This is a genomic window from Micromonospora sp. NBC_01655, assembly GCF_026339755.1.
Lineage (GTDB): Bacteria > Actinomycetota > Actinomycetes > Mycobacteriales > Micromonosporaceae > Micromonospora.
In genome coordinates, this window is sequence record NZ_JAPEQF010000001.1 from 2,058,565 (window position 1) to 2,081,264 (window position 22,700).

Here is a 22,700-nt window from a genome sequence, read left to right on the forward strand (position 1 = left end):
CGGACCGCTGTGCCACCGACGCTCGATTCCGGCGCGAACGCTCCCGGTGCCACCGACCCGGCGCGCATCCGGAACTTCTGCATCATCGCCCACATCGACCACGGGAAGTCGACCCTGGCCGACCGGATGCTGCAGCTCACCGGCGTGGTCGACCCCCGGCAGATGCGCGCGCAGTACCTCGACCGGATGGACATCGAGCGCGAGCGCGGCATCACCATCAAGAGTCAGGCCGTCCGGATGCCGTGGACGATCCGCGAGGGCGACCGGGCCGGCGAACCGGCCGTGCTCAACATGATCGACACCCCTGGCCACGTCGACTTCACCTACGAGGTGTCCCGGTCGCTCGCCGCCTGCGAGGGGGCGGTCCTGCTGGTCGACGCCGCCCAGGGCATCGAGGCGCAGACCCTGGCGAACCTCTACCTGGCGCTCGAGAACGACATGCGGATCATCCCGGTGCTCAACAAGATCGACCTGCCGGCCGCCCAGCCCGAGAAGTACGCCGAGGAACTGGCCCACCTGATCGGCGGCGATCCGGCGGACTGCATCAGGGTCTCCGGCAAGACCGGCGTCGGCGTGCCGCACCTGCTCGACGAGATCGTCCGGCAGCTCGCCCCGCCGGTCGGCGACGCCGACGTCTCCGCCCGCGCGATGATCTTCGACTCGGTGTACGACGTCTACCGGGGTGTGGTCACCTACGTCCGGGTGATCGACGGCCGGATCGGTGCCCGGGACCGGATCAAGATGATGTCCACCGGCGCCGTCCACGAGTTGCTGGAGATCGGCGTCATCTCGCCGGAGATGGTGAAGGCCGACGCGCTCGGCGTCGGCGAGGTGGGTTACCTGATCACCGGCGTGAAGGACGTCCGCCAGTCCCGGGTCGGCGACACGATCACCATCAACGCCAAGCCGGCGACGCAGGCGCTCGGCGGCTACAAGGACCCGAAGCCGATGGTCTACTCCGGCCTCTACCCGATCGACGGGTCCGACTACCCCAACCTGCGCGAGGCGCTGGACAAGCTCAAGCTCAACGACGCCGCGCTCGACTACGAGCCGGAGACCTCCGGCGCGCTCGGGTTCGGCTTCCGGTGCGGCTTCCTCGGCCTGCTGCACCTGGAGATCATCCGGGAGCGGCTGGAGCGGGAGTACAACCTCGACCTGATCTCCACCGCCCCGAACGTGGTCTACCGGGCCATCACCGAGGACGGCCAGGAGATCGTCGTGACCAACCCGAGCGAGTACCCCACCGGCAAGATCGCCGAGGTGTACGAGCCGGTCGTGCGGGCCACCGTGCTCACCCCGAACGACTACGTGGGCGCGGTGATGGAGCTGTGCCAGGGCCGCCGGGGCAACCTGCTCGGGATGGACTACCTCTCGGCCGACCGGGTGGAGCTGCGCTACACGCTGCCCCTCGCGGAGATCATCTTCGACTTCTTCGACCAGCTCAAGAGCCGCACCAAGGGCTACGCCTCGCTGGACTACGAGCCCTCGGGTGAGCAGGCGTCCGACCTGGTCAAGGTGGACATCCTGCTGCACGGCGAGCCGGTGGACGCGTTCAGCGCCATCGTGCACAAGGACAAGGCGTACAACTACGGGGTCACGATCGCCGCGAAGCTGCGCAACCTGATCCCCCGGCAGCAGTTCGAGGTGCCCATCCAGGCCGCCATCGGCAGCCGGGTGATCGCCCGGGAGACCATCCGGGCCATCCGCAAGGACGTGCTCGCCAAGTGCTACGGCGGTGACATCAGCCGCAAGCGCAAGCTGCTGGAGAAGCAGAAGGAGGGCAAGAAGCGGATGAAGATGGTGGGCCGGGTCGAGGTGCCCCAGGAGGCCTTCATCGCCGCGCTCTCCTCCGACTCCGGCGACGGCAAGGCCACCGGCAAGAAGTAGTCGCGCCGCCGCGCCCCGGGGTTTCCGGCACCGTGGGTGACCGTGACGGACGCCGTCCACGCCGTCCCCCGGGGCGGGCGTCCGGTCGTACCGGAGGGATTTCTCCCGGCCCCGTGGCGCGCGTCGCGGGGCCGGCGGGAGCCCTCCCGCCTGGGCTTATCCCTCCTCGCGGCTGGCCGGAGCCGGCGGTGACATCGACGTGTGGCAGTGGATGGGCGGCCGACCCGGTTTGGATTTTCGGGCCCTCGGGAACTTAGCGGTCACGACAGCGACATCACACCGTCGTGACACATCTTGAGGAGGAGGGCGACCGTGGAGCTCACCGTTTGGGGCATCATCACCGCGCTCGTTGTTGGTCTCATCGTCGGCGCTCTGGGCCGCCTGGTCGTCCCGGGCCGGCAGAACATGCCGATCTGGCTGCACATGCTGATCGGGGTCGGCGCCGCGCTGCTCGGCACGGTGCTCGCCCGCGCCATGGGCATCGCCACCGAGACGGCCGGGATCGACTGGACCGAGCTGCTGGTGCAGGTCGTGCTGGCCGCCATCGCCGTGGCCCTGGTCGCCGGTGTCGGCCGTCGCCGCAGCGTCACCCACCGGTAACGGCACACCGCTTTCTCGAAAGGGCGCCCGACCACTGTGGTCGGGCGCCCTTCGCGTGTCGCCCGGCCCTTTCCGCGCCCGCCCGCAGGCGCGGCAGAAACTGTGTGCGAGAGCCTTTTGTGAATGGGTTCTCCGGGGTTCCCGGCCTTCCGGGGATTGCGCCGAGGGGCGACGATATGGGTCCTGAGCTGCGCAGATGTCCCCGGCCGTCACATCTCTCGCGCGATGTCCGGATGACGGGTTTGGAATTCTGGCGGGCCGGGAACTTAGCTGTCACCACAGCGAACAACACTTGTGAAGCTTCTGAGGAGAACGACCATGACCGTTACCGGAATCATCACCGCGCTCATCGTCGGTCTGATCGTGGGCGCGCTGGGCCGCCTGGTCGTCCCGGGCCGGCAGAACATGCCGATCTGGCTGCACATGCTCGTCGGCGTGGGCGCCGCCCTGCTCGGCACCGTGCTGGCCAACGCGATCGGCATCTCCACCGACACCGCCGGGGTCGACTGGGGCGAGCTGCTGGTCCAGGTCGTCGTCGCCGCCATCGCGGTCGCGATCGTGGCCGGCGTGGGCGGTCGCCGCAGCGTCACCCATCGGTAGTCAGCCACCGTCCCACGAACGGGCGCCCGACCCTCCCCGGTCGGGCGCCCGTTCGCTTGGGTACGCCCGGGTCCGTCCCGTCGTCGGGCTGCCCCCGAGCCCTTCGCCTGGGGTACGGTCGCCTCGCTTCCGCGCCGCCCCCTGTCGTAAAGGAATTTTTCCTACTAAGGTGCGGCGGAGAAGGTTAGTGCCAGGACGGCGCGAGGGAGATGTGGCGTGAACAGGTGGAAACGGCTGGCCCCGGTCACCGCCGTGGTGGCGTCGGCCGCGATGGTGCTCGCCGGTTGCGGCGGCTCGGGGGACGACGAGGCCGCCGACAACAGCAAGCTGACGGTCTGGATGATGGGCGAGGGCAGCGAGGCGCAGACCGCGTTCCTCGACGGTGTCGAGACCGAGTTCAAGAAGAAGCACCCCGACACCGACGTGGTCGTGCAGTACATCCCCTGGCTCGAGGCGCCGAAGAAGTTCCAGGCGGCGCTCGCCGGCGGTGAGGGTCCCGACGTGACCGAACTCGGCAACACCGAGACCCAGGGCTGGGCCGACCAGGAGGCGCTGGCCGACGTCACCAGCAAGTTCGGCGCCTGGCCGGAGGGCAAGGACATCCTCCCCGACCTGGTCAAGAACGCCCAGCTCGACGGCAAGCAGTACGGCGTGCCGTGGTACGCCGGCGTCCGGGCGCTGTACTACCGCACCGACTGGTTCGCCGAGGCCGGCGTGAAGCCGCCGACGAACTGGGACGAGTTGGTCGCCGCCGCGAAGGCCGTGCAGGCCAAGAAGCCGGGCACCTACGGCATCGCCCTGCCGGGCAACTCGGAGCTGCCGTTCTACTCCTTCCTCTGGGGCGCGGGCGGCGAGATCGCCACCAAGCAGGGTGACACCTGGAAGTCCGGGTACAACACCCCGGAGGCCCAGAAGGCGGTCAAGTTCTGGACCGAGTTGGTCACCGTGCACAAGGTCGCTCCGCCCGCGGCGGCCGGCTGGAACGAGATCGACGCCCGGACCCAGTTCGCCACCGGCAAGGCGGCGATGGCCTTCGCCGGTAGCTGGCAGGGCGGCGCGATCAAGAAGGACAACCCCGAGATCGAGAAGGTCTGGGGCACCTTCCCCATCCCCGGCCCGGACGGCAAGCCGGCCCCGGCCTTCGCCGGCGGCTCGGACATCGCCCTGTGGAAGGACAGCAAGAAGCAGGATCTCGCCTGGGACTACCTGACCGTGCTGCTGAGCAAGCAGAAGGACAAGGAGTTCGCCAGCAGCCTCGGCTTCTTCCCGGTCTACTCCGACCTGGTCAGCGGCGGCGAGTACGCCAACGACAAGATCATGGCGGCGTTCGCCACCGCCCTGCAGAACACGAAGCTGACCCCGCTCACCCCGAAGTGGGTCGAGGTCAGCCGTACCAAGACGGTGACCCAGGCCATGAACAGCTCGGTCATGAAGGGTCAGAAGACGGTCGACAAGGCCACCGCCGACGCGGCCGCCGAGATGGAAAGCATCCTCAACGCGAAGTGACCATGCTGACCCAGGCGCCGGAGACGTCCGCCGCGCGGGAGACCCCCGCGCGGCGGCGTCGCCGGGTGGACCGCCTGCCCTACCTGCTGCTCCTGCCCTGCCTGGTGATCATCGGCGTGCTGCTGCTGTGGCCGCTCGGCCAGGTGGTGGCGATGTCCTTCTTCCGGCTGAACAACGTCCGGCAGTTGCGCGGCGACCGGGAATGGCCCTGGGTCGGTTTCGGCAACTACGCCGAGATCCTCGGCGACCCGTTCTTCCTCACCGTCCTGCGCAACACGGTCCTGTTCGCCGTGGCCAACGTGGCGCTGACGATGATCCTGGGCACCCTGGTCGGGCTGCTGCTCAACCGGCTCGGCAAGCGGATGGCCACCTTCGTCGCGAGCTGCGTGATGCTGGCCTGGGCCACCCCGGCGCTGACCGGCACCATCGTCTGGAAGTGGATGTTCGACGACACCTCCGGCCTGGTGACCTGGCTGTTCAACGCCCTGCCCGACGGGCTTTCGAACGCGCTGTTCGGCCGTGCCGACTGGACCGGCTACGGCTGGTTCAACTCGCCGCTGCTGTTCTTCGCCATCCTCACCCTCGTGGTGGTCTGGCACTCGTTCCCGTTCATCGCGGTCAGCGTGCTGGCCGGGCTCAAGAGCGTGCCGAGCGAGCTGCACGAGGCCGCCCGGGTCGACGGGGCCGGGCCGTGGAAGGTCTTCTGGAAGGTCACCTTCCCGCTGCTGCGCCCGGTCTTCGGGATCCTGGTGGTGCTCTCCACCATCTGGGACTTCAAGGTGTTCACCCAGCAGTTCGTGCTGGCTGGCGGCACCCAGGACCGGCCGACGTTCATGCTGTCGATCTACTCGTACGCCGAGGCGTTCTCCCCACCCCCGAAGTACGGCCTAGGCGCGGCGATCGCGGTCGTCCTGACGCTGATCCTGCTCCTGGTGACCGGGATCTACGTGCGGATGGTGCTCAAGCAGGAGGAGGAGTCGTGAGGCGCGGCGCGGTGGTGAAGCGGGTCGCCCTCAACGGCGCCGGCCTGCTGGTGGCGCTCTTTGCGGCGTTCCCGGTCTACTGGATGATCGCGACGTCGCTCAAGCCGAACCGCGAGATATTCTCGGCCACGCCCCGGCCGGTGCCGGCCGAGCCGACGCTGGAGCACTACCGGCAGATCCTCACCGGGAACCTGATCCCCGGGGTGACGTTCGCGGACTTCTTCCTCAACAGCGCCCTGGTGGCGATCTCGACCGTGCTGCTCAGCGGCCTGGTGGCGCTGCTCGCGGCGACCGCGGTGGCCCGGTTCCGGTTCAAGCTGCGGACCAGCTTCCTGATCATGCTGCTGGTGGTGCAGATGATCCCGCTGGAGGCGCTGGTCATCCCGCTGTTCCTGATGATCCAGCGGCTGGGCCTCTACAACACCCTGCCCAGCCTGATCCTCACCTACCTCGGCTTCTCGCTGCCGTTCGCGGTCTGGATGCTGCGCGGCTTCGTGGCCGCGGTGCCCAAGGAGCTGGAGGAGGCCGCGGCGATCGACGGGGCGAGCCGGTTGCAGACCTTCCGCCGCATCCTGTTCCCGCTGGTCGCGCCCGGTCTGGTGGCGACCAGCATCTTCTCCTTCATCACCGCCTGGAACGAGCTGATCTTCGCGTTGACGTTCGTCAACGACCAGGACCGGTACACCCTGCCGGTGGCGATGACGTTCTTCTTCGGCCGGGACGACACCGCGTGGGGCCCGGTGATGGCCGCCTCCACGCTGTTCACCCTGCCGGTGATCATCTTCTTCCTGCTGGTGCAGCGCCGGATGGTCTCCGGCCTGGTGGCGGGCGCCGTCAAGGGCTGAGCTGCGGGCACGGTCCCCGCTGGCGCGCACGTGTCCAGAGCGGACCCCGCTCACCGGCCGGCGGCGAGGGACCGCCGCCGTGCCGGGGGCGGCGGTCATCGACGCCTGGACCGTAGGCTGACGCCATGACGGGCAGGCTGGTGACGGTGAACCTCGGCGTGGTGACCGAGGCGGAATGGGCGAGCGACGCGAGCGGTCGCAGCGGGATCGACAAGCGGCCGGCCGACGGGCCGGTGCTGCTGCGGGCCGACGGCGTGGCCGGGGACTTCATCGCCGAGCGGGCCCACCACGGCGGCCCCGACCAGACGGTCTACGCGTACGCCGAGGAGGACGCGGCCTGGTGGGCGGCCGAGCTGGGCCGGGACGTCCGGCCGGGTGGCTTCGGCGAGAACCTGACCACGTACGCCGTGGACGTGACCGGGGCGGTGATCGGGGAGCAGTGGCTGGTCGGCTCGGCCCTGCTCCAGGTGACCAAGCCGCGCACGCCGTGCACCACGTTCGCCGGGTTCTGGGGCGTGCCCGACCTGATCAGGCGGTTCACCGCGCGGGCCGCGCCCGGGGCGTACCTGCGGGTGCTGCGGGAGGGCGAGGTCGGCGCGGGCGACCCGATCGAGGTGGTGGACCGGCCGGCGCACGGGGTCACCGTCGGCGAGGTGTTCCGGGCCGGCACCCTGCAGCCGGAGCTGCTGCCCCGGCTGCTCGACGTCCCCGAGCTGCCGGAGTCGATCCGGGAGAAGGCCCGCCGCCGCCTCGCCACCGGGCGGTCCTGACCGCGTCCGGATGTGGAGAAGGGCCCCCTGCCGCGCGAGGCGCGTCGACCGGGGGCCCTTTCCTACCGGCTCAGCGGAGCCAGGGGATGCTGCGGTCCAGCAGACCGCGCTCCTTGAGCTCCTTGCGCAGCGGGATCTCGTCGTCGACGTACCCGTTCCAGTTGATGCCCCAGTAGTTCGCGGTGTGGGTGCCCTCGCCGCAGAGCTGGCGCTGCACCGGCGTGCGGTTGGCCCACCACTCGGCCTCGGGGTTGATGTGCAGCTCGTCGAGGGGGCGGATCCACCGGTAGGTGTAGCCGACGAAGAGCATCTTGCGGGTGATGTTGGACAGGTTCGTCGACCGGGAGTGCCACTGGCGGCGGTCGAAGATGAACGCGTCGCCCGGGTTGGCGGTGATCTCCACCGTGCCCTCCGGGTCCGGGTTGTGCACCGTCAGGTCGTCCGGCCGGGGCAGGGAGTTCCACAGGTGGCTGCCCGGGATCACCTTGGTCGCGCCGCGGCCGGTCTCCGACAGGTCGGAGAGCACGTACGCCACCTTCAGCGAGAACATCGGCCGGGGCAGGTTCGGGTCCATCGTCTCCGGGTCGGAGTTCTGCCGGTACCCGTCCTGGTGCCAGCCCCAGTACGGCTTCTCCGGCTCCAGGGCCGGCGGGGTGACGTCCAGGTGGTTGTGGTGGGTGTAGATGTTCCACCCGGCCAGGCCCCACATGTACGGGAAGGCGATCGGGTGGGTCAGCAGGTCGCCGAAGAGTTCGTCCCGCTCCAGGAAGCCCAGCAGGTGCAGGGTGCCGTCCTTGGTGGTGTTGCCCTTGGCCTTCTCCTCCGCGTAGACGCGGTCGACGGCCTCCTCCAGGGCGGCCCGGTGGTCCTCCGTCAGCACGTTCCGCAGCAGCAGGAACCCCTGCTCGTGGAACTCCTTGCGGTCGGTGTCGCTGATCGGTTCGTAGCCGGTCCGGCCGTCGTAATCGAACACCGCGTAGTACCCCTCCCCATGAGGTGAAACCATTTCTGGCACAGGCAGCCGATGGTACTGCGCCGGCATGAGGGGTGGACGTCGCGCCTGTCCGACACCGGTCGGATCCCCGACGAACGGCAGCCAACCAGGTGCGGAGGGTGACATTTCGATGCCACTGAGGGGCTTATGCCTGATATGACGAATTGTGCGGTGACCGTCGGTAGGGAGATCCGGGGGCGGTCAGGCGTCTCCGAAGACCTCCGCGACGACCCGCCGGTCGGTCTCCGGTCCGTCGGCCACCCGGCCCCAGGTGCCGCCCTCGGCGGTCCACTCCAACCCGCCGAAGCGCACCCGCTTCACTCCGTGGTCGGAGGCGTGCGAGACGAGCCAGTGCGCGTACCGCCAGCCGTTGCGCTGGTCGGTGGTCGGCACCGCGAGCCCGGTCAGCTCGGCCGGCGACACCGTCTCCGGCAGCCCCCAGTCCAGGCTCAGGCCCCGGGTCAGCGCCGCCGCCGCGGCCTCGCCGCGCATCACCGGCGTCGACCCCACGGTGCAGGCCACGGCCCCGGTCGCCTCGCCGAGCAGCGCCCGGGTCAACACCTGCGACTCGTCGGCCCACTTCTGGTACGCCTCCGGGTAGGCCGAGCGCTGCACCTTCTGCGCCGCCTCGGTGACCCGCATCTTCTCCCAGCCGCGCACCCGCTTGAGCGCGGCGTAGAACTTGTTGGCCGCGTACCGGGGGTCGCCGATCTGCTCCTTGGTGCCCCAGCCCTGGCTCGGCCGCTGCTGGAACAGCCCCACCGAGTCGCGGTCGCCACCGTCGAGGTTGCGCAGCCCGGACTCCTGGTACGCCGTGGCGAGAGCCACCACCACGGCACGTTCCGGCATCTTCCGCTGGGTGCCGATCGCCGCGATGGTGGCGGCGTTGGCCATCTGGTCGGCGTCGAGCCGTACCTGGCCGTCCGCCTGCACGAGGCAGGTGCGGCTGGCCAGGGGGAGACGTAGGCGCTCACCCACCTGCCGGGCCACGAGCCAGATCCCGAGAACGGCGACGACGGCGACGACAACACCGGCCGCGACGACTGCCCGACTTCGCACCCGCACCCCCCGTTCGACGGCGTCCGCCAAGAGTACGTCCCCGTCGCCGCCGACCGGCTCGTCCGACCGGTTCACTCCGATCCGTAGCGAGTCGACCACATTCCGCCCCCCGGTGGGGATAGTTCCCGCCCGGCCCGACCGCGCGGTGTCGCCCGGCCCGGCGGCGGAACGGGCGCGGCGGCCGGCTTTCCCGCCGGCCGGGCCGGGAAACGCCTCAGGCGGTCGGCACCCAGCTCGCGTCCCGCTTCTCCCGGAACGCCAGCACCCCCTCGCGCCCCTCCTCGGAGAGGAAGTACCCGGTCGACAGGGCGGCCAGCTCGGCGATCTCGGCGCGCAGGTCGGCGGCCGACGGTCGGCGCAGCAGTTCCTTCGCCCCGGCCAGCGCGCGCGGCGCGCCCCGCACCAGCGACGCGCACAGCCGCTGCACCGCCGCGTCCAGCCCGTCGGCCGGCACGGCGGTGGTGACCAGGCCGATCTCGGCGGCCCGCCGGCCGTCGAAGGTGTCGCCGGTCAGGTACAGCTCGGCGGCGGCCCGGGGGGCCAACCGGGGGAGCACGGTCGCCGAGATCACCGCCGGGATCACCCCGATCCGCACCTCGGTGAAGGCGAACGTCGCCTCCTGCGCGCAGACCGCCAGGTCGGCCGCCGCGATCAGGCCCAGCCCGCCGGCCCGGGCCGGCCCGGCCACCCGGGCCACCACCGGCTTCGGGCACTCCCAGACCGCCGCGAGCACGTCGCCGAGCATCCCCGCCGGGACGCTGCCGCTGGCGTACGCGGCGGCGGTCTCCTTCAGGTCGGCGCCGGAGCAGAAGACCGGGCCGGTGTGGTCGAGCACGACCACCCGGACCGCGTCGTCGGCCACGGCGGCGGACAGCCCGGCCAGCAGCTCGGTCATCAGCGGAGTGGACAGCGCGTTGCGGTTGTGCGGGCTGTTCAGGGTGAGGGTGGTCACCCCACGGGCCGTGGCGACCCGCACGAGCGCGTCGGAGGAGGTCATGCGGGCACACTAGTGGCCATGCCCGGCGTCCTTCCAGAAGGCGAAGCCGTCCCCGTCGACGGCTCGCTGCCCGCCACCGCCACCCGCGCTGTCGGCGCGAGCGGTTTCGGCGTGTACGTGCACGTGCCGTTCTGCGCCAGCCGGTGCGGCTACTGCGACTTCAACACGTACACCGCCGACGAGCTGGGCGGCGGGGGCAGCCGCGAGTCGTACGCCGACACCGTGCTGGCCGAGCTGGCCCTCGCGGGCCGGGTGCTCGGCGACAGCCCGCCGCCGAGGGTCGACACCGTCTTCGTCGGCGGCGGCACGCCCACCCTGCTGCCCGCCGACGACCTGGCCCGGATCCTCGACGGCATCGACCGCGCCTGGGGGCTGGCCGCCGACGCCGAGGTGACCACCGAGGCCAATCCGGAGTCGGTGACGCCGGAGTCGCTGAAGACCCTGCGGGCGGCCGGGTACACCCGGATCTCGCTGGGCATGCAGTCCGCCGCGCCCGGGGTGCTGGCGGTGCTGGACCGCCGGCACCGCACCGGCCGGGCCACCGCCGCCGCGGCCGAGGCCCGCGACGCCGGGTTCGACCACGTCAACCTGGACCTGATCTACGGCACGCCGGGGGAGCGCGCCGAGGACTTCGCCGCCTCCCTCGACCAGGTGGTCGCCGCCGGGGTGGACCACGTCAGCGCGTACGCCCTGATCGTGGAGGACGGCACCCGGCTGGCCGCGCGGATGCGGCGCGGCGAGTTGCCGTACCCCTCCGACGACGTGGCGGCGGACCGCTACCTGGCCGCCGAGGCCGCCCTCGGCGCGGCCGGCTTCTCCTGGTACGAGGTGTCCAACTGGGCCCGCACACCGGCCGGCCGGTGCCGGCACAACCTGCTCTACTGGACCGGCGCGGACTGGTGGGGCCTGGGCCCGGGAGCGCACAGCCACGTCGGCGGGGTGCGCTGGTGGAACGTCAAGCACCCGAGCGCGTACGCGAAGCGGCTCGCGGCGGGGGAGTCCCCCGGCCTGGCCCGGGAGGTGCTCACGCCCCGCGAGGCGCACATGGAGGACGTGATGCTGCGGCTGCGGCTCGCCTCCGGCCTGCCACTGGACGTGCTGGACGCGCCCGGCCGGGCCGGCGCCGAGCGGGCCGTGGCGGGCGGGCTGCTCGACCCGGCCGGGTACGCGGCCGGCCGGGCCGTGCTCACCCTGCGCGGCCGGCTGTTGGCCGACGCGGTCGTCCGCGACCTGCTGCCCTGACGGGGTGACCCGCCCGGCCGGGGGAGCGGCCGGTCGGGGTCACTTGATCAGGCTGACGGTCATCGGGTAGCGGTAGGGGGTGCCCTCGTTCGCCTTGATGCCGGCGATGATGCCGAAGATGATGCCGATGATCATGGCGGCGAACCCGATCAGCAGGCCCACCAGGATGCAGGTGAGGATCCAGCCGATCAGGGCGATGACGGACCAGAGGAGCTGGAAGTTCAGCGCCGCCACCGCGTGGGCGCGGACCGTCGGCGACTGGTTGCCCCGGGCGAGGAGGGCGATCAGCGGCGCGAGCCAGCCGAGCACGCCGCCGCCGATGAACATCCCCGCCGCGCCACCGAAGTGGGCGACCAGGATCCAGGTCTTGTCCTCGTTGTTGGCGTAGCCGCCGGAGGGCGCACCGCCGGTCGGATATCCGCCACCCGGCGGAAAGCCGCCGGGAGGCGGGTAGCCGCCCGCCGAGGGCTGGCCGGCGGAGGGCGGCGGGTAGCCACCGGGCGGGGGATAGCCACCGGGAGGCGGGTAGCCACCGGGCGGCGGATAGCCACCGGGCGGGGGATAGCCGCCCACCCCGGGCGCCCCGGAAAGTGGCGCGGTGGGCGGCTCGTCCGGCGACGAACCGTACGGTGCCGACGGCGGGTTGGCCTCGGGCGGGTAGCCGCCGGAGTCGCCTCCGGGAGGGCGAGGTGGTTCAGTCATGTACGTCACGGTAGGTGCTGTCGGCAAGGAGGCACCAGAGCGACACTGGTCGGGTCCGAGGGGATGATCGGCTGGCGGAGCCGGCGCACCGCCCCGTCGCCCGGCTGCCGCCGCCGGGCCGACGGTCCGTCGGTGATCTTACCGACGGCGGGGCAGCCGACGTAGACTGGCACTCGTTACAGTCGAGTGCCAGGCTTCGACGACCGGCAGGCCGGCCCCGGGTGCCGCCACCGCGACGCCGGGCCCCGACGTGCGACAGGAGGTAAGGGGAGTGGGTCTCGACGACCGCAAGCTCGCCGTGCTCCGCGCGATCGTCGAGGACTACGTCGCCACCCAGGAGCCGGTCGGCAGCAAGTCCCTGGTCGAGCGCCACCAGCTCGGCGTCTCGTCGGCGACCGTCCGCAACGACATGGCGGTGCTGGAGGAGGAGGGGTACATCCGGCAGCCGCACACCAGCGCCGGGCGGGTGCCCACCGACCGGGGCTACCGGCTCTTCGTCGACCGGCTCTCCCGGGTCAAGCCGCTCAGCCCCGCCGAGCGCCGGGCCATCGAGCGCTTCCTGGTCGGCGCGGTCGACCTGGACGACGTGGTGCACCGCACCGTCCGGCTGCTGGCCCAGCTCACCCGGCAGGTCGCCGTGGTGCAGTACCCGTCGCTGGCCCGGTCCTCGGTGCGGCACCTGGAGCTGGTGCCGATCTCCACCACCCGGCTGATGCTGGTGATGATCGCCGACACGGGCCGGGTCGAGCAGCGGCTGGTCGAGCTGCCCGCGCCGGTCCCCGCCGCCGACGTCACCGACCTGCGCCGGCTGGTCAACGAGAAGCTGGTCGGCAGCCGGCTGTCGGAGACCCCGCCGCTGGTGCAGGCGCTGGTCGAGGAGTCGGCGGCGCACCTGCGCCCAGCCATGACCACGCTGTCCACGGTGCTGCTGGAGACGCTGGTCGAGCGGCACGAGGAGCGCATCGCGCTGGCCGGCACCGCCAACCTCACCCGGGGCGGCCTGCTGGACTTCCAGGGTTCGCTGCGGCCGATCCTGGAGGCGCTGGAGGAGGAGGTGGTGATGCTCAAGCTCATCGGCGAGGTCGAGTCGACCACCACCCGGGTACTGATCGGCGACGAGAACGAGATCGACAACCTGCGCGCCGCCTCGGTGGTGAGCACCGGGTACGGGCCGGGGGCGACCGCGCTCGGCGGCCTGGGCGTGCTCGGCCCCACCCGGATGGACTACCCCGGCACCATCGCCACGGTGCGGGCCGTGGCACGCTACGTGGGCGAGCTGCTGGCCCAGAACTGACCAGTCAGGGCCGACGGCCGGCTCCGGCCGCCGACCGGCGCAACGCGAGACGAACATGAGGACACGGAACGCAGTGGCCAGGGACTACTACGGCATCCTCGGCGTGAGCCGGGAAGCCTCCGACGACGAGATCAAGCGCGCCTACCGCAAGCTGGCGCGGCAGTTCCACCCGGACGTGAATCCGGACCCGGAGGCACAGGAGAAGTTCAAGGACATCAACGCCGCGTACGAGGTCCTCTCGGACGACCGGAAACGGCAGATCGTCGATCTGGGCGGCGACCCGCTGGCCCCGGGTGGCGGGGGCGCCGGCCCGGGCGGGCCCGGTGGGGCCGGCCCGTTCGTCGGCTTCCAGGACATCATGGACGCCTTCTTCGGCGGCGCGGCCGGCGGCGCGCGCGGGCCGCGCCCGCGTACCCGGCCGGGGGCCGACGCGATCCTGCGGCTGGAGCTGGACCTGCACGAGACGGCGTTCGGCGTCGAGGCGCCGATCACCGTCGACACCGCCGTGCTCTGCACCACCTGCTCCGGCGCGGGCACCGCCGCCGGCACCCACCTGGCCACCTGCGAGGCGTGCGCCGGCCGGGGCGAGGTGCAGTCGGTGCAGCGCACCTTCCTCGGCCAGGTGGTCTCCGCCCGGCCGTGCACGGTCTGCCAGGGCTACGGCACCACGATCCCGCACCCCTGCCCGACCTGCGCCGGCGACGGGCGGGTGCGCACCCGCCGCTCGCTGACCGTCAAGATCCCGGCCGGGGTCGAGGACGGCATGCGCATCCGGCTGGCTCAGCAGGGCGAGGTCGGTCCCGGCGGCGGCACCGCCGGCGATCTGTACGTGGAGATCCACGAGCGACCGCACGACGTCTACTCCCGCAAGAGCGACGACCTGCACTGCCGGGTGACCGTCCCGATGACCGCCGCCGCGCTCGGCACCCGGCTGACCATCAAGACGCTGGACAGCGAGGAGACGGTCGACGTCAAGGCCGGCACCCAGCCGGGCAGCACCCTGCGGCTGCGCGCCCGGGGCGTGCCGCACCTGCGCGGCACCGGTCGCGGCGACCTCTACGTCCACCTCGACGTGCGGACCCCGACCAAGCTCGACGCCGACCAGGAGAAGATGCTGCGCGACTTCGCCAAGACCCGGGGCGAGGAGGTCGCCGAGCTGTCCAAGCAGGGCGGCTTCTTCTCCCGGATGCGCGACGCGTTCAACGGGCACCCCTGACCCCGTCTTCCGGCCTCGCCGCCCCGGTTCCCCGCCGGGGCGGCTAGCCTGATCGTCGTGTCCGCGCCGCTGTTCCTGGTCGAGTCGCTGCCCACCGCCGACCAGCTCACCCTGGACGGCCCCGAGGGGCACCACGCCGCCACCGTGCAGCGGCTGCGGGTGGGCGAGGAGCTGCTGCTCGCCGACGGCCGGGGCGGCACCGCGTCCGCCGTGGTCACCGCCGTCGGCCGGGGCAGCCTGGAACTCGCCGTCACCTCCCGGGGGTACGTCGACGCGTCCGTGCCCCGGCTCGTGGTGGTGCAGGGCATCGCCAAGGGCGACCGGGGCGAGCTGGCCGTGCAGGCGATGACCGAGGTCGGGGTGGACGAGATCGTCCCCTGGGCGGCGTCCCGCTCGGTGGTGCAGTGGCGCGGCGACCGGGGCGTACGGGCGCGGGAGAAGTGGGCGGCCACCGCCCGGGAGGCAGCGAAGCAGGCCCGTCGGGCGTGGCTGCCGGTGCTGGCCGGGTCCCCGGACGAGTCCACCGCCACGGTGGCCCGGCGGATCGCCGGGGCCGCCGCCGCGTTCGTCCTGCACGAGGAGGCAGACGACCGGCTGACCACCGTGGAGCTGCCCGACGCGGGCGAGATCGTGCTGGTCGTCGGCCCGGAGGGCGGCATCGCCGAGCCCGAGCTGACCGCCTTCACCGCCGCCGGCGCCCGCCCCGTCCGCCTGGGCCCGTCGGTCCTGCGCACCTCCACGGCCGGCGTGGCCGCCCTCTCGGTCCTCTCCACCCGCCTCCCCCGCTGGTAACCCCCACCCCATTCGCCGATCTTGCAGTTGGGGTGGGGGTCAGGTGCGGAGGTATGAGGCGCCGTTGAGGTCGACCACCGTGCCGGAGGTCCACTCCGACTCGGGGCTGGCCAGCCAGTGGACGGCGGCGGCGATCTCGTCGGGGCGGGCCACCCGGTTGAACGGGCTCTGGGCGCGGATCGCCGCGCCCCGCTCGCCGGCCAGGTGCTCCGTGGTCATGTCGGTCTCCACGAACCCGGGGGCCACCGTGGCCACCGCGATGCCGTACGGGGCGAGGGCCACCGCGAGGGACTGGCCGAGCGCGTTCAGCCCCGCCTTGCTCGCCCCGTACGCCGGCTGGTCCGGCTCGCCCCGGAACGCGCCCCGGGAGGAGACGTTCACGATCCGCCCACCCCGCTCGCGCATGTGCTGGGCGGCGCACCAGGTCACGTTGGCCGCCCCGGTCAGGTTGGTCTCCAGCACCTGCCGCCAGCGCCGCTGCCAGTCGGCGTAGGACGCGCCGAAGACCGGGTGCGGGGCGTCCCGCTCGCCGTACACGCCGGCGTTGTTGACCAGCACGTCCAGCCCGCCGAGGCGGGCCGCCGCGTCGTCGACCATGGCCCGTACCGCCTCGGGGTCGGTCAGGTCCGCGCGGACCACGACATGGCCGTCGCCCGGCAGTTCGGCGCGCAGCCGCTCGGCCAGCTCCGCCGAGTCCCGGTGGTGGATCGCCACCCGGTCCCCGCTCGCCGCGAACCTCGCCGCCACCGCGCGCCCGATACCGCGCGAGGCCCCCGTCACCAGTACCGCCCGTGAAGTCACGGCGCCATCATGCCCGAGCCGGTCGGCACGCCTTACCATGCCCCGATGGGATCCGACTGCCTGTTCTGCCGCATCGTCGCCGGGGAGATCCCGGCCACCATCGTCCGGGAGACCGACACCACCCTGGCGTTCCGGGACATCTCCCCGAAGGCCCCGGTGCACGTGCTGGTCATCCCCAAGGAGCACTACGCCGACGTGGCCACCCTGGGCCAGGGCGACCCGGCGCTGGCCGGGGAGCTGCTGGCCGCGGCGGCCGTGGTGGCCGAGGACGAGGGGCTGCTCGGCGACGGTTACCGGCTGATGTTCAACACCGGGGCGTACGGGGGCCAGGAGGTCTTCCACGTCCACGCGCATGTGCTCGGCGGCGCGCCGCTCGGCCCGATGCTCTGCCGGTAGGGGGACGACCATGGTCTTCTCCATCGACGGCCGCCTGGAGCGGATGGTGCGGCGGGTCCAGGCCGACGGGCGGGTGCCGGCCGTGTCGGCCGCCCTGCACCGGGCCGACCGCCCGCTGTGGACGTGCGCGGTCGGCGGCACCGGCAACGACGGGGTCCTCGGCCCGGAGACGCTGTTCCGGATCGGCTCGGTCACCAAGACCTTCACCGCCGTGCTGGTCCTCCAGTGCCGCGACGCGGGCCTGCTCGACCTGGACGACCCGGTGGGCCGGCACCTCGACGTCCCGACGCACGGCGAGCTGACCGTGCGCCGGCTGCTGTCGCACACCTCCGGCCTGCAACGGGAGCCGCACGGCGACGTCTGGGACACCCTGGCCGCCCCCGACGTGGACGCGCTGCTGGCCGACCTGGCCCGGGCCGAGCGGGTGCTGCCGCCGGCCCGCCGCTTCCACTACTCCAACCTCGGCATGGCGCTGCTCGGCCAGCTCGTCGCGCGGCTGCGCGGCGGCACCTGGGCGGAGGTGCTCGCCGAGCGGGTGCTCGCCCCGCTCGGGCTGGCCGCCACCACCGACCGGCCGGGCCCGGCGGCGGCGACCGGGTTCCTGGTCGACGCGTACTCCGACGAGGCGCACCCGGAGCCGCCGACCGACTTCGGCGCGGTCGGCCCGGCCGCCCAGCTCTGGAGCACCGCCTCGGACATGGCCCGGTGGGCGGCGTTCCTGGCCGACCCGGCGGCGCTGGACCCGGCCGGCGCGGTGCTCGCCCCGGCCACCCTGGACGAGATGCGCTGGCCGCTGACCGTCACCGACGAGACGTCCTGGGGTGCGGGCTTCGGGCTGGGGCTGATCCTCGTGCCGCAGGGCGAGCGGGTGGTGCACGTCGGGCACGACGGGGCGATGCCCGGGTTCCTGGCCGCCGTCTACGGCCGGCGCGGCGGCGACGGCACCGCCGGGGCGATGGGCGCGGCGGTGCTCGGCTCGTCCGGGACCGGGGTGCAGGTGATGGACCTGCCGCACCGGCTGCTGGCGGCGTCCGCCGAGCACGACCCGGCCGACGTCGAGCCGTGGCGGCCGGGGGAGCCCGCTCCGGCGCACCTGCGCGGGATGCTGGGCCGCTGGTGGGGCGAGGGCTTCGAGTACGTCTTCGGCTGGCACGACGGGACCCTGCGGGCCCGGGGCGCGGACGATCCGGCCGGGAAGCCCCCGGCGGTCTTCGCCCCGCTGCCGGACCGGCCGGACGTGTTCCGCACCGTCTCCGGGCGGGAGGTCGGCGAGCTGCTCCGGCTCACCCGGGACGCGGACGGGACGGTGGTCGGGCTGCACTGGGCCACGTACCGGTTGACCCGGGCCCAGCAGACCTTCGACCGGTACGACTTCCGGCGCTGAGCCACCGGGCGCCGCCGGCCGGCCCGGGGCGGCGGCCGGCCGGTCCGTTCGCCCGCCCGGACGACGTGGCCGCGGGCGCTCCCGGCCCCGGCTACCGGCGAGGCGGCGGCAGGCCCGGTGGCCCGGCAAAATGGGCGAGGTGCCGCCGAGCGGGAAACGATACGATGGAGGTAACGTCCGACCGCCGGGCCAGCAGGTTTCGGCGCCGAGATCGAGAGCAGGTGGCGCAGGGCCCCTCGGCCCGACCTATGACCGGCACCCCACCTCCCGGCCCGCCCCGGGTGCAGACCAGGATCACCATTCCGGACTCCAAAATCATGGTCAACCTGCTGGGCGCGGGCGACGAGATCCTGCGACTCGTCGAACGCTCGGTCACCAGCGACGTGCACGTCCGCGGCAACGAGATCACCATCACCGGTGCCCCCGCGGACAACGCCCTCGCCGAGCGCTTGTTCGGCGAGCTGCTCGAACTGATCGAGAAAGGCGAGACCCTGACCACTGACGCCGTGCGGCGTACCGTCGGCATGCTCGAACAGGGCGGCGCCGAGCGGCCCGCCGAGGTCCTGACGCTCAACATCCTCTCCCGGCGCGGGCGCACCATCCGCCCCAAGACCCTCGGGCAGAAGCGCTACGTCGACGCCATCGACGCGCACACCATCGTCTTCGGCATCGGCCCGGCGGGCACCGGCAAGACGTACCTGGCCATGGCCAAGGCCGTCCAGGCGCTCCAGGCCAAGCAGGTGAACCGGATCATCCTCACCCGGCCGGCGGTCGAGGCGGGGGAGCGGCTCGGCTTCCTGCCCGGCACGCTGAACGAGAAGATCGACCCCTACCTGCGCCCGCTCTACGACGCGCTGCACGACATGCTCGACCCGGAGACGATCCCGAAGCTGATGGCGGCCGGGACCATCGAGGTCGCGCCGCTGGCGTACATGCGGGGGCGTACCCTCAACGACGCGTTCATCATCCTCGACGAGGCCCAGAACACCACGCCCGAGCAGATGAAGATGTTCCTCACCCGGCTCGGCTTCGGTTCCAAGATCGTGGTCACCGGCGACGTCACCCAGGTGGACCTTCCCGGCGGGACGAGCAGCGGCCTGCGGGTGGTCCGGGAGATCCTGGAGAACGTCGAGGACGTGCACTTCGCGCAGCTCTCCAGCTCCGACGTGGTGCGTCACCGGCTGGTCGGGGAGATCGTCGACGCGTACGCCCGCTGGGACGCCGAGCGGGAGAACCAGCAGGCGCAGGGCGTGCACGCCGTGCCGGGGCGGACCGCCCAGGGCGGTCGGGCCGGCCGGCGCCGACAGACCTAGGGAACCCAGTTGTCCATCGAGATCGCCAACGAGTCCGGTGCCGAGGTCGACACCGACGCCGTGCTCGCCGTCGCCCGGTACGCCCTCGACGAGATGGGGGTCAACCCCCTCGCCGAGCTGTCCGTGCTGCTGGTCGACATCGACTACATGACCGAGCTGAACCACCGCTGGATGGGCGGCGACGGCCCGACCGACGTGCTCGCCTTCCCCATGGACGAGGGCAGCGTCGACCACGGGCCGGGCGAGGCCAGCGCGTCCGGCGGCGAGCCGGCCCTGCTCGGCGACATCGTGCTCTGCCCGGAGGTGGCGGCCAAGCAGGCCGCGACCGCCGGCCACGCGGCGGCGGACGAGCTGCACCTGCTCACCGTGCACGGGGTCCTGCACCTGCTCGGATACGACCACGCCGAGCCGGAGGAGGAGCGGGAGATGTTCGAGCTCCAGGCCCGGCTGCTGGCCGGCTGGCGGTCGACCCGCTCCCGGTGATGCCCACCCCGATATTGGCGGCCGGCGCCCCCGCCGGCCTGCCCGACCTGCAACTGCTCGTCTTCGCGGCCGGGCTGGTGGTGCTCGCCGGCCTGATCGCGATGACCGAGGCGGCGCTCGCCGCCGTCTCCCCGGCCCGGGCGGCCGAGCTGGCCCGCGACGGCGCCCGGGGCGCCCGGACCCTCCAGGCGGTCGCCGGCGACGTGGTCCGCCACCTCAACCTGCTGCTGCTGCTCCGGCTGCTGGCCGAGCTGACCGCCACCACGCTGGTCGCGCTGGTGGCGGTCGACACGTTCGGCGCCGGCTGGCGGGCGGCCCTGGTCACCGCCGGCGCGATGACCGTGATCAGCTTCGTGGTGGTCGGCGTCGGCCCGCGTACCCTGGGCCGGCAGCACGCTTACGCGGTCGGCCGGGCGGTCGCCCCGCTGGTGCGCTGGCTCGGGCGGGCGCTCAACCCGCTCGCCTCGCTGCTGATCCTGATCGGCAACGCGGTCACCCCGGGGCGCGGCTTCCGGGAGGGGCCGTTCGCCACCCAGGTGGAGCTGCGCGAGCTGGTCGACCTGGCCGAGCAGCGCGGCGTCGTGGAGCACGGCGAGCGGCAGATGATCCACTCGGTCTTCGCGCTCGGCGACACCATTGCCCGCGAGGTGATGGTGCCGCGCACCGAGATGGTGTGGATAGAGGAGCGCAAGACCCTCTCCCAGGCGCTGACGCTGTTCCTGCGTTCCGGCTTCTCCCGCATCCCGGTGATCGGGGAGAGCGTCGACGACGTGCTGGGCGTGCTCTACCTCAAGGACCTGATCCGGCGGACCCGGGGCGGCGATCCCGCCGCGGCCCGGCTGCCGGTGGCCGAGCTGATGCGCCCGGCGACCTTCGTCCCGGAGTCCAAGCCGGTCGACGACCTGCTGTCGGAGATGCAGGCGGCCCGCAACCACCTGGTCATCGTCGTCGACGAGTACGGCGGCACCGGCGGCCTGGTCACCATCGAGGACATCCTTGAGGAGATCGTCGGGGAGATCACCGACGAGTACGATGTCGAGCGCCCGCCGGTCGAGCGGCTGGAGGACGGTTCGGTGCGGGTCACCGCCCGGCTGCCGGTCGAGACCCTCGGCGAGCTGTTCGACGTCGAGCTGCCCGCCGACGAGGTCGAGACGGTCGGCGGCCTGCTCGCCCAGGCCCTGGGCCGGGTTCCGATCCCCGGCGCGGAGGCCGAGGTGGCCGGGCTCCGGCTGCACGCCGAGGGCACCACCGGCCGGCGCAACCGGATAGACACCGTGCTGGTCAGCCGGGTCGAGCCGACCGGCCAGCCCGACACCACCCCCGGGCGCGGCGAGCCCGCCGAACACCGGGGCAACCAGAACCGATCCGAGGAGAGGCAACCCGCCGATGCCTGAGTCACCCGCCGCGCCCGCCGCCCTGCCCACCCCGACCGCGCCGGTCGAGCTGACCACCGAGGACGGCAAGCTGGTCGTCCTGGCCCGGGGGGCGCGGGGCCGGGTGGGCGCCGTGGAGGGAGCGGCGGTACGCGACCAGGACGGCCGCACGTACGCGGCGGCGAGCGTCTCGCTGCCCTCGCTGACCCTCACCGCGCTCCAGCTCGCGGTGGCCTGCGCCGTGGCGGCCGGAGCCACCCGGCTGGAGGCCGCCGTGGTGGTGACCGAGGCGTCGACCCTGGACGGGGCGGGGCACGCCGCCGTCCGCGACCTGGCCGCCGACGCGCCGGTCCACGTGGCCGCCCCGGACGGCACCGTCCTCGGCACGGTGGTCGAGTGACCGGCCGTCCCGCAGCCGGTCGTCGCGACGGTCGTCCCGCAGCCGGTCGCGACGGCGGGGGCGCTGCGGCCGGTGGCCGCGCGTCCGGCGGCGGTGAGCCGGGGGCCAGCCCGTACCGGGCCGGGTTCGCCTGCTTCGTGGGCCGGCCGAACGCCGGCAAGTCGACGCTGACCAACGCCATCATCGGCACGAAGATCGCGATCACCTCGAACAAGCCGCAGACCACCCGGCACATCATCCGGGCCGTGCTGCACCGGCCGGAGTCGCAGCTCGTCCTGGTCGACACCCCGGGCCTGCACCGCCCCCGGACGCTGCTCGGCGAGCGCCTGAACGACCTGGTCCGCGCCACCTGGAGCGAGGTCGACGTGATCGGCCTGTGCATCCCGGCGAACGAGCCGGTCGGCCGGGGGGACCGGTTCATCACCGGCGAGCTGGCCGAGCTGAAGGCCACCGTGATGGCCGTGGTGACCAAGACCGATCTGGTGGACAAGCGGCAACTGGCCGAGCAGCTTCTCGCGGTCAGCAAGCTGGGCGAGTTCGCCGAGGTGGTGCCGGTCAGCGCGGTCTCCGGTCACCAGGTCGACACCCTGGTCGACGTGATGACCGGCTACCTGCCCGAGTCGCCGCAGCTCTACCCGGACGACATGCTCACCGAGGACCCGGAGCAGGTGCTGATCGCCGAGATGATCCGGGAGGCGGCCCTGGAAGGGGTCCGCGACGAGCTGCCGCACTCCATCGCCGTGGTGGTGGAGGAGATGATCCCCGAGGGTCAGCTCATGAAGATCTACGCCGACGTCTACGTCGAGCGGTCCAGCCAGAAGGCGATCGTGCTCGGTCACCAGGCCAGCCGGCTCAAGCAGGTCGGCATCACCGCCCGCCGGCAGATCGAGGAGCTGCTCGGCACCCGGGTCTACCTGGACCTGCACGTCCGGGTGGCCAAGGAGTGGCAGCGCGACCCCAACCAGCTTCGCAAGCTCGGCTTCTGACCCGGGCCGCCCCGCGCGCCGCCTCGCCGGCGTGCGGGGCGGAGCTGGGGGGTCACGCGCTTCGCGCGGTCCGGCAG

Annotated in this window: 23 protein-coding genes; 18 read left to right on the forward strand and 5 right to left on the reverse strand. The window is 72.6% G+C overall.

Annotated features, from left to right (window positions below):
- Positions 1 to 9 precede the first annotated feature (9 nt).
- The 7 genes from lepA to OOK41_RS09880 all read left to right on the forward strand — a co-directional run bounded on the left by lepA (position 10) and on the right by OOK41_RS09880 (position 7,191).
- Positions 10 to 1,887 carry a translation elongation factor 4 gene (gene lepA, locus OOK41_RS09850; protein ID WP_266264111.1) on the forward strand — a complete coding sequence of 626 codons (1,878 nt, stop codon included), beginning with the start codon at positions 10 to 12 and terminating at the stop codon, positions 1,885 to 1,887.
- A 312-nt stretch (positions 1,888 to 2,199) separates the two neighbouring features.
- The gene (locus OOK41_RS09855) at positions 2,200 to 2,487 is read left to right on the forward strand and encodes a GlsB/YeaQ/YmgE family stress response membrane protein (protein ID WP_117672398.1); all 288 of its coding nucleotides are present in this window, start codon (positions 2,200 to 2,202) and stop codon (positions 2,485 to 2,487) included.
- A gap of 318 nt (positions 2,488 to 2,805) precedes the next feature.
- On the forward strand, positions 2,806 to 3,087 hold the full coding sequence (locus OOK41_RS09860; RefSeq protein WP_117672400.1) for a GlsB/YeaQ/YmgE family stress response membrane protein: 282 nt from the start codon (positions 2,806 to 2,808) through the stop codon (positions 3,085 to 3,087).
- Between the two features lie 216 nt (positions 3,088 to 3,303).
- On the forward strand, positions 3,304 to 4,593 hold the full coding sequence (locus OOK41_RS09865) for a sugar ABC transporter substrate-binding protein (protein WP_266264112.1): 1,290 nt from the start codon (positions 3,304 to 3,306) through the stop codon (positions 4,591 to 4,593).
- Complete coding sequence (locus OOK41_RS09870; RefSeq protein ID WP_323136157.1) at positions 4,590 to 5,576, forward strand: sugar ABC transporter permease; 987 nt, start codon at positions 4,590 to 4,592, stop codon at positions 5,574 to 5,576. Before OOK41_RS09865 ends, OOK41_RS09870 begins: the two co-directional genes overlap by 4 nt.
- 11 nt (positions 5,577 to 5,587) lie before the next feature.
- Positions 5,588 to 6,421, forward strand: coding sequence for a carbohydrate ABC transporter permease (locus tag OOK41_RS09875; RefSeq protein WP_117672485.1), 834 nt, complete (start codon positions 5,588 to 5,590; stop codon positions 6,419 to 6,421).
- A gap of 125 nt (positions 6,422 to 6,546) precedes the next feature.
- A complete protein-coding gene (locus OOK41_RS09880; protein WP_266264113.1) occupies positions 6,547 to 7,191 on the forward strand; it encodes an MOSC domain-containing protein in 645 nt (214 codons plus the stop codon).
- Between the two features lie 70 nt (positions 7,192 to 7,261).
- Here OOK41_RS09880 and OOK41_RS09885 read toward each other — a convergent pair whose 3' ends face one another.
- From OOK41_RS09885 to OOK41_RS09895, 3 genes are all read right to left on the reverse strand, one after another.
- Positions 7,262 to 8,164 carry a phytanoyl-CoA dioxygenase family protein gene (locus OOK41_RS09885; RefSeq protein ID WP_243640114.1) on the reverse strand — a complete coding sequence of 301 codons (903 nt, stop codon included), beginning with the start codon at positions 8,162 to 8,164 and terminating at the stop codon, positions 7,262 to 7,264.
- Between the two features lie 222 nt (positions 8,165 to 8,386).
- The gene (locus OOK41_RS09890) at positions 8,387 to 9,250 is read right to left on the reverse strand and encodes a hypothetical protein (RefSeq protein ID WP_266267766.1); all 864 of its coding nucleotides are present in this window, start codon (positions 9,248 to 9,250) and stop codon (positions 8,387 to 8,389) included.
- 208 nt (positions 9,251 to 9,458) lie between these two features.
- Positions 9,459 to 10,241, reverse strand: a complete 783-nt coding sequence (locus OOK41_RS09895) for an enoyl-CoA hydratase family protein (protein WP_117672410.1) — start codon at positions 10,239 to 10,241, stop codon at positions 9,459 to 9,461.
- An 18-nt stretch (positions 10,242 to 10,259) separates the two neighbouring features.
- On the opposite strand from OOK41_RS09895, the gene hemW reads away from it, so the two are divergent.
- Positions 10,260 to 11,483 carry a radical SAM family heme chaperone HemW gene (gene hemW / locus OOK41_RS09900; RefSeq protein ID WP_266264114.1) on the forward strand — a complete coding sequence of 408 codons (1,224 nt, stop codon included), beginning with the start codon at positions 10,260 to 10,262 and terminating at the stop codon, positions 11,481 to 11,483.
- 39 nt (positions 11,484 to 11,522) lie between these two features.
- Here hemW and OOK41_RS09905 read toward each other — a convergent pair whose 3' ends face one another.
- Positions 11,523 to 12,185, reverse strand: coding sequence for a DUF4870 domain-containing protein (locus tag OOK41_RS09905; protein ID WP_266264115.1), 663 nt, complete (start codon positions 12,183 to 12,185; stop codon positions 11,523 to 11,525).
- 271 nt (positions 12,186 to 12,456) lie between these two features.
- Here OOK41_RS09905 and hrcA point away from each other — a divergent pair, with 271 nt between their 5' ends.
- The 3 genes from hrcA (at position 12,457) to OOK41_RS09920 (ending at position 15,487) form a co-directional block, all read left to right on the forward strand.
- Positions 12,457 to 13,479 carry a heat-inducible transcriptional repressor HrcA gene (hrcA, locus tag OOK41_RS09910; RefSeq protein ID WP_117672412.1) on the forward strand — a complete coding sequence of 341 codons (1,023 nt, stop codon included), beginning with the start codon at positions 12,457 to 12,459 and terminating at the stop codon, positions 13,477 to 13,479.
- 73 nt (positions 13,480 to 13,552) lie between these two features.
- Positions 13,553 to 14,695, forward strand: coding sequence for a molecular chaperone DnaJ (gene dnaJ, locus OOK41_RS09915; protein ID WP_207892900.1), 1,143 nt, complete (start codon positions 13,553 to 13,555; stop codon positions 14,693 to 14,695).
- A gap of 57 nt (positions 14,696 to 14,752) precedes the next feature.
- Positions 14,753 to 15,487, forward strand: a complete 735-nt coding sequence (locus OOK41_RS09920; protein WP_117672416.1) for a 16S rRNA (uracil(1498)-N(3))-methyltransferase — start codon at positions 14,753 to 14,755, stop codon at positions 15,485 to 15,487.
- Positions 15,488 to 15,526: 39 nt separating this feature from the next.
- On the opposite strand, the gene OOK41_RS09925 is transcribed toward OOK41_RS09920, so the two are convergent.
- Complete coding sequence (locus OOK41_RS09925; RefSeq protein WP_323136158.1) at positions 15,527 to 16,288, reverse strand: SDR family oxidoreductase; 762 nt, start codon at positions 16,286 to 16,288, stop codon at positions 15,527 to 15,529.
- 45 nt (positions 16,289 to 16,333) lie between these two features.
- On the opposite strand from OOK41_RS09925, the gene OOK41_RS09930 reads away from it, so the two are divergent.
- The 7 genes from OOK41_RS09930 to era all read left to right on the forward strand — a co-directional run bounded on the left by OOK41_RS09930 (position 16,334) and on the right by era (position 22,623).
- A complete protein-coding gene (locus OOK41_RS09930) occupies positions 16,334 to 16,684 on the forward strand; it encodes a histidine triad nucleotide-binding protein (protein WP_117672420.1) in 351 nt (116 codons plus the stop codon).
- A gap of 10 nt (positions 16,685 to 16,694) precedes the next feature.
- A complete protein-coding gene (locus OOK41_RS09935) occupies positions 16,695 to 18,068 on the forward strand; it encodes a serine hydrolase (protein ID WP_266264117.1) in 1,374 nt (457 codons plus the stop codon).
- A 248-nt stretch (positions 18,069 to 18,316) separates the two neighbouring features.
- Positions 18,317 to 19,381, forward strand: coding sequence for a PhoH family protein (locus tag OOK41_RS09940; protein WP_117672424.1), 1,065 nt, complete (start codon positions 18,317 to 18,319; stop codon positions 19,379 to 19,381).
- Between the two features lie 9 nt (positions 19,382 to 19,390).
- Entirely contained in the window at positions 19,391 to 19,864 is a 474-nt protein-coding gene (ybeY, locus tag OOK41_RS09945) for an rRNA maturation RNase YbeY (protein WP_117672428.1), read from the forward strand.
- Entirely contained in the window at positions 19,864 to 21,258 is a 1,395-nt protein-coding gene (locus OOK41_RS09950; RefSeq protein ID WP_117672430.1) for a hemolysin family protein, read from the forward strand. The genes ybeY and OOK41_RS09950 overlap by 1 nt, the downstream gene beginning before the upstream one ends.
- A complete protein-coding gene (locus tag OOK41_RS09955; protein WP_117672432.1) occupies positions 21,251 to 21,637 on the forward strand; it encodes a cytidine deaminase in 387 nt (128 codons plus the stop codon). Before OOK41_RS09950 ends, OOK41_RS09955 begins: the two co-directional genes overlap by 8 nt.
- The gene (gene era, locus OOK41_RS09960; protein ID WP_256371563.1) at positions 21,634 to 22,623 is read left to right on the forward strand and encodes a GTPase Era; all 990 of its coding nucleotides are present in this window, start codon (positions 21,634 to 21,636) and stop codon (positions 22,621 to 22,623) included. The genes OOK41_RS09955 and era overlap by 4 nt, the downstream gene beginning before the upstream one ends.
- Positions 22,624 to 22,700 lie beyond the last annotated feature (77 nt).